The 14,034-nt window shown below is 47.1% G+C and carries 15 protein-coding genes; 5 read left to right on the top strand and 10 right to left on the bottom strand.

Annotated elements, in window-relative coordinates:
• Positions 1-8: 8 nt before the first annotated feature.
• From cyoE to OB236_RS32905, 7 genes are all read right to left on the bottom strand, one after another.
• On the bottom strand, positions 9-899 hold the full coding sequence (gene cyoE, locus OB236_RS32935; RefSeq protein ID WP_262687867.1) for a heme o synthase: 891 nt from the start codon (positions 897-899) through the stop codon (positions 9-11).
• Entirely contained in the window at positions 896-1,222 is a 327-nt protein-coding gene (cyoD, locus tag OB236_RS32930; protein ID WP_076233165.1) for a cytochrome o ubiquinol oxidase subunit IV, read from the bottom strand. Before cyoD ends, cyoE begins: the two co-directional genes overlap by 4 nt.
• On the bottom strand, positions 1,223-1,849 hold the full coding sequence (gene cyoC / locus OB236_RS32925; RefSeq protein WP_262687820.1) for a cytochrome o ubiquinol oxidase subunit III: 627 nt from the start codon (positions 1,847-1,849) through the stop codon (positions 1,223-1,225).
• The gene (locus OB236_RS32920) at positions 1,849-3,828 is read right to left on the bottom strand and encodes a cbb3-type cytochrome c oxidase subunit I (RefSeq protein WP_262687817.1); all 1,980 of its coding nucleotides are present in this window, start codon (positions 3,826-3,828) and stop codon (positions 1,849-1,851) included. Before OB236_RS32920 ends, cyoC begins: the two co-directional genes overlap by 1 nt.
• A gap of 36 nt (positions 3,829-3,864) precedes the next feature.
• A complete protein-coding gene (gene cyoA / locus OB236_RS32915) occupies positions 3,865-4,773 on the bottom strand; it encodes a ubiquinol oxidase subunit II (RefSeq protein ID WP_262687816.1) in 909 nt (302 codons plus the stop codon).
• 171 nt (positions 4,774-4,944) lie between these two features.
• Positions 4,945-6,405: an aminotransferase class I/II-fold pyridoxal phosphate-dependent enzyme gene (locus OB236_RS32910; protein WP_262687815.1), complete on the bottom strand. Its 1,461-nt coding sequence runs from the start codon at positions 6,403-6,405 to the stop codon at positions 4,945-4,947.
• A gap of 58 nt (positions 6,406-6,463) precedes the next feature.
• The gene (locus OB236_RS32905) at positions 6,464-7,093 is read right to left on the bottom strand and encodes a bifunctional 4-hydroxy-2-oxoglutarate aldolase/2-dehydro-3-deoxy-phosphogluconate aldolase (RefSeq protein WP_262687814.1); all 630 of its coding nucleotides are present in this window, start codon (positions 7,091-7,093) and stop codon (positions 6,464-6,466) included.
• Positions 7,094-7,339: 246 nt separating this feature from the next.
• On the opposite strand from OB236_RS32905, the gene OB236_RS32900 reads away from it, so the two are divergent.
• The 3 genes from OB236_RS32900 (at position 7,340) to OB236_RS32895 (ending at position 9,109) form a co-directional block, all read left to right on the top strand.
• Positions 7,340-8,191: a pyridoxal phosphate-dependent aminotransferase gene (locus OB236_RS32900; protein ID WP_262687812.1), complete on the top strand. Its 852-nt coding sequence runs from the start codon at positions 7,340-7,342 to the stop codon at positions 8,189-8,191.
• A 65-nt stretch (positions 8,192-8,256) separates the two neighbouring features.
• Complete coding sequence (locus OB236_RS39945; protein WP_332843798.1) at positions 8,257-8,451, top strand: hypothetical protein; 195 nt, start codon at positions 8,257-8,259, stop codon at positions 8,449-8,451.
• Positions 8,452-8,632: 181 nt separating this feature from the next.
• A complete protein-coding gene (locus OB236_RS32895; protein ID WP_262687811.1) occupies positions 8,633-9,109 on the top strand; it encodes a hypothetical protein in 477 nt (158 codons plus the stop codon).
• An 8-nt stretch (positions 9,110-9,117) separates the two neighbouring features.
• On the opposite strand, the gene OB236_RS32890 is transcribed toward OB236_RS32895, so the two are convergent.
• Both OB236_RS32890 and OB236_RS32885 read right to left on the bottom strand, forming a co-directional pair.
• Positions 9,118-11,079 (bottom strand): ATP-dependent DNA helicase, encoded by a 1,962-nt coding sequence (locus tag OB236_RS32890; protein WP_262687810.1) that lies wholly within the window; start codon positions 11,077-11,079, stop codon positions 9,118-9,120.
• A gap of 28 nt (positions 11,080-11,107) precedes the next feature.
• Positions 11,108-11,377: a DUF1294 domain-containing protein gene (locus OB236_RS32885; protein WP_262687809.1), complete on the bottom strand. Its 270-nt coding sequence runs from the start codon at positions 11,375-11,377 to the stop codon at positions 11,108-11,110.
• A 213-nt stretch (positions 11,378-11,590) separates the two neighbouring features.
• On the opposite strand from OB236_RS32885, the gene OB236_RS32880 reads away from it, so the two are divergent.
• Positions 11,591-11,878 carry a YtpI family protein gene (locus OB236_RS32880; RefSeq protein WP_076233148.1) on the top strand — a complete coding sequence of 96 codons (288 nt, stop codon included), beginning with the start codon at positions 11,591-11,593 and terminating at the stop codon, positions 11,876-11,878.
• A 174-nt stretch (positions 11,879-12,052) separates the two neighbouring features.
• On the opposite strand, the gene OB236_RS32875 is transcribed toward OB236_RS32880, so the two are convergent.
• Entirely contained in the window at positions 12,053-13,396 is a 1,344-nt protein-coding gene (locus tag OB236_RS32875; RefSeq protein ID WP_262687808.1) for a DRTGG domain-containing protein, read from the bottom strand.
• A 144-nt stretch (positions 13,397-13,540) separates the two neighbouring features.
• On the opposite strand from OB236_RS32875, the gene OB236_RS32870 reads away from it, so the two are divergent.
• On the top strand, positions 13,541-13,876 hold the full coding sequence (locus OB236_RS32870; RefSeq protein ID WP_262687807.1) for a hypothetical protein: 336 nt from the start codon (positions 13,541-13,543) through the stop codon (positions 13,874-13,876).
• The last annotated feature ends 158 nt before the right edge of the window (positions 13,877-14,034 follow it).

Here is a 14,034-nt window from a genome sequence, read left to right as displayed (position 1 = left end):
TGTTTATGTTAAAAAGGACGGCCTGTCGTATCCACTATCATCATGACAAACACCACCATCAAGTAATTCACCGATATCAGGAAATTGGTTTTGGCCCATCGGTCCATATTCATTGTTGTTCTTCCACGCAGCGTATGCCAGAACCAGACGATACCCGCAAGCAAGGATACAATCAGAAAGAGGCTACCGGAATAATCATACATATACAACAGGAGGACTGTCGGCAGCAGCAGCGCTACGTATGGGATCATTTGTACTTGGGTACGTCGTATTCCTTTGCGAACAGGCAGCAGTGGATAACCTGCCGCTCTATATTCCTCCACACGCCGAATGGCGAGCGACCAGAAGTGAGCAGGCTGCCACAAAAACAATAAGGCAAACAAGAGAACAGCCCCTGCGTCAATCTCATTTGTACTTGCACAATAACCGATCACTGGCGGCATAGCACCGGACACACCGCCGATGGATGTGCTCCAGGTCGAGCTGCGCTTCAGCCATATCGTGTAAATGACAATGTAGACGAACATCCCGACCAAACCGAGCCAGCCGCACAGCGCGTTCACTTTCCAGAACAGGATCACTTCACCCGTTATGCCAAGCGTTAAGGCGTACAACAGTACGCCTCTTATTTTCAGTCGACCGGCTGCAAGCGGCCGCTCTTGGGTTCGATTCATCTTCCTGTCCAGCTTATAATCCCAAATATTATTGAACACGCACGAGGACGCCATCGTTAAGACGGTTCCAAGCAACGTCCATATCAATAGGCTCCATTCCAACGACCATTTGGAAGCCAGCCAATAACCTCCAAAGGCGGCAAACAGATTCAGCTGAAGAATGCGGGGCTTGGTCAATTGAATCCAGTCTTTGAATGTACCTGCAGCTTCACTTGCTCTATTCATAAAGCCACCATATTGTACAACATGATCCACATCGATCCTGCTACGATTACCAAAAGAATGACCAGACCGAGAATCAGCGAGATCAGGTTATAACGCGGTTTCTTCTCATCACGCAGATGCATGAAAAAAATCAGCTGTACGCACAATTGCAGCACGGCTGCCGTCATCAGCACAACCGCGTTCATCGTCCCCTCCAGCCAGCCGTTCATCACAATGACAATCGGAATTACCGTCAGGATAAGAGAACAAAGAAATCCGAGCGTATACGATTTGAACGATCCATGTGATTCATCCTGCGAATGAGCCATTTCAACCTGTGCCATTTAGCTCACCCCCATTAAATAAACAACTGTGAATACAAAAATCCATACCACGTCAAGAAAGTGCCAGAACAAGCTGATCACATTGACTTTTCGCTTCGTTACTGGCGTGATTCCCTGCCTCGATAGCTGAATCATCAGTCCGACCATCCAGACCAGTCCGATCAATACGTGCAGGCCATGGGTACCTACCAGTGTATAAAAAGCGGATAAAAAAGCACTTGTGCCCATTGTTGCGCCTTCATTGACCAGATGAATAAATTCGCTGACCTCCAGCCCGATGAAGACTGCGCCTAGAGCTACCGTAACACCAAGCCAACCGATCAAGGCTTGTCGTTTCCCTTTATGCATCGCTAATAAGGCCAATCCGCATGTGTAGCTGCTAGCAAGTAATATGAACGTACTGGCGATCACCCCGCCCAGCTCGAACAACTCAGCCGGTCCTGGCCCGCCGTTGGTATTGCCGCGAAGAACGATATAGGTGGCAAAAAAAGTGCCGAATATCATAACATCAGTCATCAGGTAGATCCAGAATCCGAATGTACGCATCTCCTCCAGATCCGGATGATTGTGATGCTCTGCATGTGACTCAGGTTGATAAGCATGCCCTGACAAATTGGATGCAGCCATTAGCTTGTCACCTTCCTTATTGCAGCTTCCGTGCGTTCGATTTCATCCACCGGGACATAATAATCGGTATCATAATTAAAGGAATGGACAATCATACAAATCGCTACCCCCGCTAATCCTGGTATTGTGAACCAAAGCCAATGAAATACGAAGCCAAAACCGGTCATAAACCAAAAGGCTGCCATAATAATCGGGATCGCGGAATTTTTAGGCATATGAATGGGTTCCAGCTTCGCAGGTTTAGGCGATGGTGGTCCGCTTTCCCTGCGCAGCTTTTCTTCCCACCACTCATCCTGCGCGGAGACTTGCGGGAGTACCGCAAAGTTATAATGTGGCGCTGGAGAAGGGATAGACCATTCCAGTGTGCGCCCGTTCCATGGATCTCCCGTTGTGTCGAGATTGGCTGCACGGTGTTTGACGCCATGGGCAATTTGCCATACCTGAAACAGGAATGCGATTCCCATCAAGCCAGCACCAATAGTGGAAACCATATTCATTTCCCACCAGCCCTTGTCCCATCCGTAGGTAACGACCCGCCTGGTCATACCCATCAGACCGAGCACATATTGCGGCATAAAACACAGGTAAAAGCCGATATTCCAGAACCAGAACGCCCACTTACCAATCCGCTCATTCAGCTTGAAGCCGAATAATTTGGGCCACCAATAATACAGACCGGCAAAGTAACCGAACACCACACCGCCAATAATGACATGATGAAAATGGGCTACCAGAAAATAGCTGTTGTGAAACTGAAAATCCGCCGGGGCTACCGACAGCAGCACCCCTGTCAGCCCGCCCGTGACAAAGCAGGGAATAAATCCGATCGTCCAAAGCATCGGTGTTTCGAACGTAATCTTGCCTCGAAACATCGTAAACAGCCAATTGAATACTTTGGCACCTGTGGGAATCGCGATCAGCATCGTCGTCAGAGCAAAGAAGGCATTGACATCTGCGCCCGAACCCATCGTAAAGAAATGATGCGCCCACACAAGAAACGACAGAATGCTAATAATCATCATGGCATACACCATCGATTTATAACCGAACAGCTTTTTCTTGGCAAAGGTTGAGACGATCTCCGAAAAAATGCCGAAGGCAGGGAGCACGATAATATACACTTCAGGATGTCCCCACATCCAGATCAGATTAATGTACATCATGGGGTTGCCGCCACCGTCCAAGGTGAAAAAATGCGCACCCGCATAACGGTCCAGAAATAGCAGTGCCAATGTTGCCGTCAAAATCGGAAAAGAAAAAATAATCGCGATACAGCTCGATAATACGGACCATGGGAACATCGGCATTTTCATCAGCTTCATGCCGGGAGCACGCATTTTCAGAATCGTGACGATGAAGTTGATCCCGGTCATCAAGCTGCCAATCCCCGATATCTGGATTCCCCAAATATAGAAATCCTGTCCGACACCCGGGTTATGCATAAGCCCCGAATAAGGCGGATAAGCAAGCCAGCCCGCATCCGGTGAACCTCCGATCACAAAGGACATATTGAAAAGCATCGCACCCGAGAAAAACAGCCAGAAGCTTAACGAGTTGAGAAACGGAAAAGCCACATCTCTCGCCCCGATTTGTAAAGGAACCATCACATTAAACAAGCCAAACATAAAGGGCATCGCCATAAACAAAATCATAATGACGCCATGGGTGGTGAATATTTGATTGTAGTGATCCGGTGCCAGGAAACCAAACTCCGGCACAGCCAGCTGCGTCCGCATCAGGAGCGCATCCACGCCTCCACGAAACAGCATAAGAAAAGCACAGATGATATACATAATACCGATTTTTTTATGATCGACGGTTGTTAACCATTCACGCCACAACCAACCCCACTTTTTGAAAAACGTTAGCACGAATAACACCGCTATAATAGTAATAACAATACTGACATCCGCCCCGTAAATTAACGGATCGCCCGTAACAAAGAAATCCGCAGCGAAGCTTATTATTTTCTCCCACATGGGCAACTCTCTCCTTACTTTTCGATTCCGGGCCTGTTACTCTTTGACCTGAATCTTTTGAATATCTTTCCATGACAAGCCATGATTGTGCAATGAAGCATACTTCGTGACCGTCATCTCAAACAAGCCTTCAGGAAAAGCAGAAAATGTCCTCACATCCGATGCAGCCGGTTTGGCTAACTGTTGGTAATCGTCCAGAGTAAGCTCAGGTGAGGTCGCTTTAACACCTTTCACCCACTGTTCAAAATCCGCCTGGGTTGTCGATTCCACATTAAAATACATCTTGGCAAAATCTTTTCCGGTAAAATTGGCGCCAGATCCCCAATAATGCCCCTGCTCATAGGCTTGCAAATATAGGGTCATAGCCATACCGGACATTGCGTACATCTGACCGCCAAGCTGCGGAATCCAAAAGGAATTCATTGGAGAATCGGCTGTGATCTCGAATCGGACAGGCACACCCTTCGGGAATTTCACTTCATTCACTGTCGCAATTCCCTGCTCCGGATATTGAAACAGCCATTTCCAATCCAGTGAGGTCACCTGAATGGTTATCGGCTTTTCATCTGACGCCAGTGGCTTGGAAGGCTCCAGCGCATAGGTAGCCTGCACGGTAATTACCGCCAGCACGCCTATAATCACAATCGGAATACCCCACCAGATCACCTCCAGCCGGGTACTGTGCTCCCAATTTGGCGTATATTTGGCTGTGCTCCCTTTTCTGTCACGGTACCGCCAAACAATGAATGCCGTAAGAAACAGAACAGGCACGATAACCAAACAACACAATACGGTTGAAATGAGCATTAAATCTCTTTGCTGCTCCGCAATCGGTCCTTTGGGATCTAACACGATAATGTTGTCTGCGCATCCGGTAGTCGTCAATAATACAAGCGTCAGCAAGTAAAACAACGCCAACCATCGAAGCACATGGGGTAATTTCATATTTCTCAGCTCCTATCAACTAACCTTCGTACTTGAATTACGTTTCACTTTATAAGAGAACACTGGGTGTGTCACCAGCCGCTTGCCAAGATATCCAACCGACCATGTTCAAGAAAATGAAACAAAGAAGACATGCTTTGTCCATAAAGAAACCTTTCGTAAGGACCCTTGTTATGGGATGGTAACGACCTTAACTGCTTGTATACTTGAATCCTCCGGACCTTTAACCGGAAGGCCTGCATTCAAATGCCTCATGATGTAATCAATAATTTCCTGAGTTATCATCTGACCCGGCATTAAAATTGGAATCCCGGGAGGGTAAACATAAATGAATTCAGCGATAATTCGATCACACGATTGCTGAAAACATACTTTTTCTGTACGTGCATAGAAAGCATCTCTTGGCGATAATTCAAAGCTCGAGGCAGCAGGAACATCGACAGCTTCGATGTAGTGAACCGCTGCAATACGATGGAATCCCGCTGACATCTGCCGCAATGCTTGCAGCAAGCGATTCACTTCCCGCTCAGTATCTCCCATCGTAATGAGGCACAAAATATTCGTCAGATCGCTCAATTCGACCTCTATCCTGTGCTTCTCCCTCAGCCACTGTTCGGCTTCATATCCGGTTATGCCTAGTTGACCCAGATGAATACAAAGCTTTGTAGAATCGTAATGAAACACGCCGTCAGTACGAAGGATATCATCTCCATAACAGTACAATCCGGGAATTTCATTAATTCGGCTGCGGCCATAATGGGCTAAATCTATCGCTTTCTGAGCCAATACTTGTCCATTCACAGCCAATTGCCTTCGGGCAGCATCAAGGGAAGCCAGCAGCAAGTAGGAGGTCGAGGTCGTCGTCAGCATGCTCATTACCGTACGTATTCTCTCTATGCTTACCCGATTGCCCTTCACATTTAATATCGAGCTCTGGGTCAGCGAACCGCCGAGCTTATGCACGCTCGTTGCAGCCATATCCGCACCCGCTTGCATAGCCGATATCGGCAGCCTTTCGTGAAAGTGGATGAGTGTACCGTGTGCTTCATCAACAAGAACCGGGATGCCGTGACTGTGCACGAGTTCGACCATCTGGGATAAATCGATGCTTGTTCCATAATATGTCGGGTTGATGACGAGTACTGCTTTCACATCCGGGTTGAGCTTTAGCGCCTGCAGGATCGATTCCTTTACAACTCCATGCTCGATTCCAAGCTTCTTATCCCTTTCGGGATATACCCATACCGGGATTGCTCCTGCAAAAATAACAGCGGATAAAATGGACTTATGTGCATTTCGGGGAATGATAATTTTATCGCCCGGTGAACAAACCGACATAATCATCGCCATGATAGCTCCGGTAGTGCCTTGTACGGAAAACAGTGTATAATCTGCACCAAATGCATCTGCCGCGAGCAGTTCCGCTTCACGAATCACGCCTGTTGGCTGATGAAGATCATCGAGCGGCATAATGTTAATAAGATCAATCGATAAAGCATTATCCCCCATAAAAGCTCTGAATTCAGGGTCCATCCCTTTCCCTTTTTTATGACCCGGGATGTGAAACGGTAGTGGATCGCTTGCGGCGTGCTCTACCAATGCTGTAAACAAAGGCGTCTTCTGATGATTCATTCTGATCTTTCCTTTCACTTAAACATCCTCTTCGTATTCAGAGCTCATCCAAACCAGTCTATTCTTTAACCAAACTGACACATTCACTCGCCAGCTTCGTCATTGCGGCATAATTCCCGGCCTCAATCCACTGTTTATTTACCAAATGTCCACCCATGCCTACAGCACACGCCCCCGCGGCAATGACCTCACGAATGTTGTGTAAACCGACACTTCCTGAAGCGATCATCGGTATCTGATCTAGCGGTGCGCGAATTTCTTTCAAATAAGAGGCGCCACCCAGTGAACCCATTGGGAACACCTTTACAGCTTTGGCTCCTGCCTTGCTCGCTTTCACAATCTCTGTTGGTGTCATTACTCCCGGATAGACATCGATCTGATGCCTGATTCCATAGGCAATCACTTCTGCATCCATATTAGGGGAAACTAGAAATTGTGCTCCTGCGTCAATCGCTTGTTTGGCCATGTTCACATCGAGCACAGTTCCAATACCGATGTATAAATCGTCGCTATATGCGGTTCTCCAACGTGAGACCAGCGCATAAGCCCCATCTGTATTTGTCGTCACTTCAATAAACCGAATTCCTCCATTGGCCAACGCATCCAGGGTCTGGTCAGTTGTGGCTGGTGACAGCCCTCTGATCATGGCCATTATTTTTTCCTTTTTCAAAACGTTCAGTATGCTCATCTGATTCAACCCCCTGCATAATCAAGCTTCTATGATAACCGCTTGTACAAACCGATCGTAAAGGATGCGAGTAGAAACGTAACCATCCATTTCTTTTCTTTACGTGCCAGCCATTAGACAACACAAATGAACCTATAAACTGGATCGGGAGAAATAAAACCGATTGGATGGTTACTTTACTTAGAGGAAGTTTTACATTAAAAGGAGCAGTCACCGCCTGAAATTTATATGAAAAGGAGATTTATTATGTCTGGAAACAATGAAGTCCGAGCGAGAAAGGCCATACAAAACATTAGTCCCTATACACCAGGAAAGCCTATCTGGGAGCTTCAGAGTGAGCTGGGGATATCCAGGATCATCAAACTAGCTTCAAACGAAAATCCGTTGGGACCTTCTCCCAAAGCTTTGGAGGCCATTATGTGTTCTTTACCGGACATTCATCGCTATCCAGATTCAAGCACAACGAACTTACGGCAAGCTATTGCCGAGAAACTCGACATGAAACCGCAACAATTGATTATCAGTAATGGAGGCGATGAGTTAATAACGCTTGTCTCCGAGGCTTTTCTGGAGCCTGGCGATGAAATCATTGTCCCTGCTCCATCGTTCAGCGAATATGAATTCGGGGCACTTCTGATGGGAGCAAACGTCGTTAATGTCCCGCTTGGGGAGTCGTATACCTTCGATATTGATGCCATCGTAAACGCGGTTACGGAGCGAACCAAGTTGCTCTGCATTTGTTCATCTAACAACCCGACCGGCACCTATCTATCACAATCTGTCTTGCATCATTTGCTGGACGTGCTGCCTAAACATATCCTGGTGCTGTTTGATGCGGCTTACAGTCAATACGCTACAGCTGCCGACTACACAAACGGGCTGGAATTTGTCCGCGCCGGATATCCGATTGTCGTACTTCAGACGTTTTCAAAAATATACGGTTTGGCAGGATTACGAGTCGGTTATGGGGCGGCTCCAGAATCCATTATTCAGCAGATTCTTAAGGTGAAGGAACCTTTTAATGTCAATGCATTAGCTCAAGCCGCGGCTTCGGCTGCTCTTCACGATACTGGCACTTACGCCTGTCTTTACAAGTGAACTCAGAAGGCAAAGAACAGCTCTACCGTTCATTTCGGGAACTCCAGCTACCGTTTGTTGAAAGCATGAGCAACTTTGTGTTGGTTGATCTGGGCACGCATGCCAAATTTATTTATGAGCAATTGTTAAGTAAAGGAATTATTGTTCGTTTCGGGGGAATATGGAATCTTCCAGGCCATATTCGGGTTTCGGTGGGAAAGGAAGTAGAAAATTCAGCCTTTATACAGGAATTAAATGAAATCTTACACCTACGAATGTAGGTTCTGCAGCGCTAAAGCAACTCGTGCCATCGTCAGCTGGGTGTCTCCCCCCTCCCCTAACCAAACAAAGCATCCCTATCGCAGGGATGCTTTGTTTTCTATTCCTTATCATGAGCTTGGTACGGCCTGAAGTGTGTGTTATAATCACTAGCACGATAAAATGATAAATGGAGGGTATTTCATGCTTACCTTTGAACAAAAGCTTGCGATTATGGAGTCTTTCCCTGAGCTTACACGCAGCGATGTATCGCTTGGCCGCGTTAATTTCAGCTATGAGCAAAGCGCGTACGATAAAAAGAACGTAGCCTACCACCTGCACCCGAACGGTAACGGATTTATTTATGCGGGCCGGCTGCGAGGCTATTCTACCGATGACAAAGGATTTGTCAATATTCGTGACTATGAGGCGGATGCGCTTCGTTCTCTTGTTGCCGAATCGATCCTTTCCTTGACGGATACTTCAACCCAAAAAACGCCCCCGCGTACTGAAAGCACGCAAAAGGAGCGTTGGGAAGGTCCTGATAATCAGTCCCTTGTGGTAACCTTTGAAGATGAATTATGGTATGTGTATGCTGGAGTCAATCTTGAATCCGCGTTTGAAACCTACGAAGAAGCAGCGCAGTACTGTCTTGAAGAAGGATTTACTAAAGCTACCTGAACCTGATTTCAAACAAGCTCATATGAATTCTTGATCTGAACCCCGGCAGGCAGGATCGCCTCAATATGCCCCCGTATCAAGCTCTGTTCCTTGCTGTCCTCACTGAGTATAGCTATAATGCCGCTGTCGCCGCGGGTACGTATTAACCGTCCGATTCCTTGTCTCAGGCGCAGCAGCATATAGGGCAGATCCACCTCTTCAAAAGGATTCACGGCTGCTTTGCGTTTCGCCATAAAAACAGGGTCCTGCGGAGGAAACGGCAGCGACCAGATGATCACATTGGAGAGTGATGGGCCTGGTACATCAAGTCCTTCCCACAGTGTAACCGCGCATAATACACTCTGCTCATCACGCTGAAATTCTGAAATCAGATGGCTGATTTCCTGGTCACCCTCGAACAGGAGACGCAAATCGGTACAGGCCGGATAATGTCCAATCTCTCTTTTGAACTGCTGTAAATCGTCTTTAGTTGGAAACAATAGCAGTGCTCTTCCTTGCGTCCGCTCCAGCAGGCTGGATGCTGCCCGCATCTTTTCAGTAAAGCTGCCTCCCTCTAACCACTTCGGCATGATCACTTCCATTTGCTGTGCATAATCATAAGGAGAAGCCACGGAAAAGGACGTGTATTGCTCAATCCCAAGACTATCTGCCACATATTCAAAGGAGCCCTCAACAGATAAAGTCGCTGACGAAAACACGATAGGCATACTGGACGAGTTGAATACCTGCTCCCGCAGCACTTCCTTCACGGTTCTCGGCATAATCGCCAAAGTAAGCCCATCCTCACTTTCCGTTACCCAACAAATTAAGCTGTCGGATTGCTCAAATAAAATCAGTGCCTTTTGCATCATTTCCAGATGCTCCTCCACAATACGCAGCTGGTAGTCATTCAACGTATACAGCTCGCTCTCAAACACCAGCTCTTCCTCTATAGCCGTAAGGACACTACGGAAGCGCTGCACCTCTCGAATCAGCTTGTCATTCAATATAACCTGCTTCCGATCCGTACCCGGTATCGCCTTGCTCTGACGTCCCAGCACATCAAACAGCGTTTCACTTTGGACAATCGCTTCATCTATGAGTACAGCCAGCGTCTCGCGCACTTCACCCTCCAATAGGCGAACGATCAACGCTTCAAATACGACATGTTTTAATTTAAAGGTCAAAGCCTTCTGTCCGGCAGATTCCAATAAATGCCCTTCATCAAAAACAACCGCACAATGATCTGGCAGCAGCGGCAGTTGGCCTTCCCGTTTGCGTCCTTCGTATGTCCATATATGCTCCATATAAAAATCATGCGAGCAAATAATCAGATCCCCCGACTTGCGGTAATGATCCCTTGACAGCGTCTGGCCGCAGCGATGCCGCTTCTCACAGGTAAAACAATCCTGGAACGTATCCCAGTTGATTTGTTCCCATTGCTCATCATTCATATGCGGATAATGCTTACGATCTCCATAGGCATGAAACGACTGCATCGGCTTGTAGCTGTGGACAAATTCAGGCAGGCTCTCATACAGATCCTGAAACAGATCGGCATCCGCCGCCCTCATACGTGCCTCCTCCAGCTTCACCAGACATACATATTTATCCGGTGATTTGCCCAGTCGGGCATCGATCGCCAGACCCAGGTGCTGAGCCAGCTTCGCAATATCCCCCTCCGGCTTAACGAGCTGCTCGATCAATGACTCATCGGCACAGGCAATGATGGCCGGCTTGCGCATATAACGCGCATAACAAATCGTGTACAGCAGATACACTAAAGTCTTTCCTGTTCCCACCCCGGCCTCAGCAAATATGGTCTGTTTTTCAGCAAACGCTCTTTCCAGCTGAAAAGCCATATAAATCTGTTCATCACGAACCTCGAAGCCGGATTCCGGCAGGATATCATAAAATACATCAGCTATCCAATCGCCAGCCTGCTGGGTAAAGGATTGTCTTGGATCATAGTTAAAAGGGTAACGCTCCACTATTATTGTGCCTCCATAAAATCGAATTCTATTTTAAAAACCTGATCATCAGATAAACAACTGCCGCGTTAAAAATAATCAACAGTGGGATGCCTATCGTGAATGACCTGTGTTTGGTTTTATGATGCCATACCCGCATTCCTATCCAGCCCCCAACCGCTCCACCGAGTAAGGCAATGAGGAATAGCTGCTTCTCAGGAACCCGCTGACGGGATTTTTTGGCGTACCGCTTGTCCTGACCCATTCTGATAAAGCCCCATATATTCATCACTATCAAATAGATAAGAAGTATATTCACTTGAGCCTCCATAATTAACTTAATTCAAAGATGACGAAATGAACATGATACTCTCAGCCAACCACAAAGCTCCAGGGTAACCGATGAGCACAAGCATATCGTTGCTTTTACCCACAAAAATCGTTACATTAGTAATATTGCCAAGAGACTTCCGGACTAACGCGAGATTCACTCTCTAGCACCAACGATTAGAATAAAGGATGTGCGTCATTCATGCAAACCGTTCAGACCATTTTGTTCGCGCTTATTCTCGTTACTTTGGCTTGTTCTGTCTACTACAGCTTCCGCTCCCGTAAGCATATCGATCCCAAGCTGCGAGGCATCTATAGCTCACGAATGAACATCATGATGGGGATTATGCTCGTCCTGATTGCCGTCAGCCAGCTGTTTTTTTTCACGGATTCCAATATCCGCCGCGTATTCGGTACCATCTGCTTCCTGCTAGGTGTTTTTAACCTGTTCTCAGGACTGCGCAATCATGCCCACTTTACCCGTCAATAATAAGGCTTTCTAGAAGTCCGGTGAATAAGTCTCGCTGCGCGGCCAAATATCCTTCCGATCGCTGTTGAAATCGTGAAATTGGATGAGATTAAGCGGTTTATTCACGATTTCAAAGGCGAACGCTTACGCTTCTCCAGGATCATTTGGCCGCTGCGCTCGTTCTTCACCGGACTTCTAGACCTGATCAATAAACTGTGCAGTGAGCATCGCTTTGGCGACCAGTGTTTGCGTATTCGCATGGTAGATGGCGACATCAATTTTACCGAATTTACGACTCACCTCAATGATTCTTGGAAGAATCTCGATCTCACTGTCAATTTGCACAGGCTTAACGAAATAAGAGGACATGTTGTCCATAACGAGATCGCCTTTTTTGATATCCTGCACAATATGGTACGCAGCCTGCTTCATCAGTATGGTCAGTACACCTTCAGATACGGTGCCAAGCTGGTTCGTCATCTGGGGGGTAATGGCCCCACGGAATATGGGGTATCCTTCTTTGTTGCGTTCCTCTGCAAAGCCAGACCAGATCAAATCCTCGAAGGTTTCCCCATTCTGCGGCTGCCGTTGAATGTGCTGCATCGCTTTTAATACGTCTTTACGGCTAATGACAGCCATAATCTTACGATTCGTATCAATGATCGGGAGCAGGTCTATCCCTTCCCAAACCATCATATGCGCGGCGGTTGCTACGGAAGTATTTGGCGCGGCGGTCAACGGATTGCGCGTCATCAGCTTATCCATCGTTTGCTCCGGCTCTGCACCAATCAAATCCTTCGATGTAATCATCCCTATGACCCGATTCCATTCATCCACTACCGGAAACCGGCTATGTCCGGCCTGTTCATTAAGTCGCTGCCAATCCTTGAGCGTATGGTGGCTCTTCAATACAACGACTTCCATGGAAGGAGGCACGATGTCCTCAATCAGCAAAATCTTCTTCTTGATAAGCCGATCATAAATGGCCCGATTGATCATGGAAGCTACCGTGAACGTGTCATAGCTGCTTGAAATAATTGGAAGCTCCAGCTGGTTGGCGAGCCTTTTTACCTCTTCACCCGTACCGAACCCCCCTGTAATCAGCACACCGGCCCCTTGCTCCAATGCACATATGTGAGCTTTACTACGGTTACCTACGATGAGCAGACTGCCCGGATCAATATAGCGCATCATCGCATCCTGCTGCATCGCCCCGATCACGAACTTATACAACGTTTTTTGCAAACCACCGAGTCCGCCCAGTACCTCACCGTCTACAATATTAACAACCTCGGCAAAAGTCAGCTTGTCGATATTATCACGCAGCTTTTTTTCCACGCGAACCGTGCCAACCCGCTCCTTGGTGCTGACGAGCCCCAAATTATCTGCTTCTTTGATAGCTCTATAGGCCGTACCTTCACTGACTGCAAGTTTCTCGGCAATTTTGCGAACCGAAATTTTTGAACCGATCTTCAGGTTCTCAATATACTTTAATATTTGCTCGTGCTTGGTAGCCGTTTCCTGCGCTGTATAGTCCATAACTGTACCACCAATCTCTAAATCTCTGTATTAATCTGTATGACTCATTATAAACGCTCTTCAGCATAAAAAAAAGCCCTTCACGAACCAATATCTGGGCTCATGCATAGGATAACGCATACTTATTTTGGAGGTGCCTTATCGATGTATAACCAACCTGTTGTCAATTCCAATCCATCTGGCGAAGCTGTTTACCAAATGGACCCCGCTATGGTCGAAAAGCTTCACCACATGAAGCAGCATATTCATGGTATATGCAAGGAGCACATGCATCGACCGGTACGTGTACAAACCACTCATGGTACAACCTTTGATGGCTATATCATTCACATCGACGATGTACATCTGTATTTGAACCCCCTACCCGGCCACGTACGCGGTTTCTTTAATCCGCTGGCAGCTGCTCAGCAGCAATATGCATATAACAATGTGATATTGCCATTGGTATTGTTTAATCTGCTGACCATCGCACTCCTTTAAATTTGCTGAACTGCTCGTCCCACCTGCAGACAAAAGAGCCATTCTCCGCACGATCGGAGTATGGCTCTTTAGCATTACTTCTTAAATTGCATCAGCTTGCGACGGCCAGATAACATTTGCTCCATCTGCCAGCCTTTCATCCGCTTGATACGCACAAT

The sequence above is a fragment of the Paenibacillus baimaensis genome (assembly GCF_025567575.1).
Note: the sequence above shows the minus strand (reverse complement) of the source record. Positions and strands in the feature narration are given on the sequence as shown.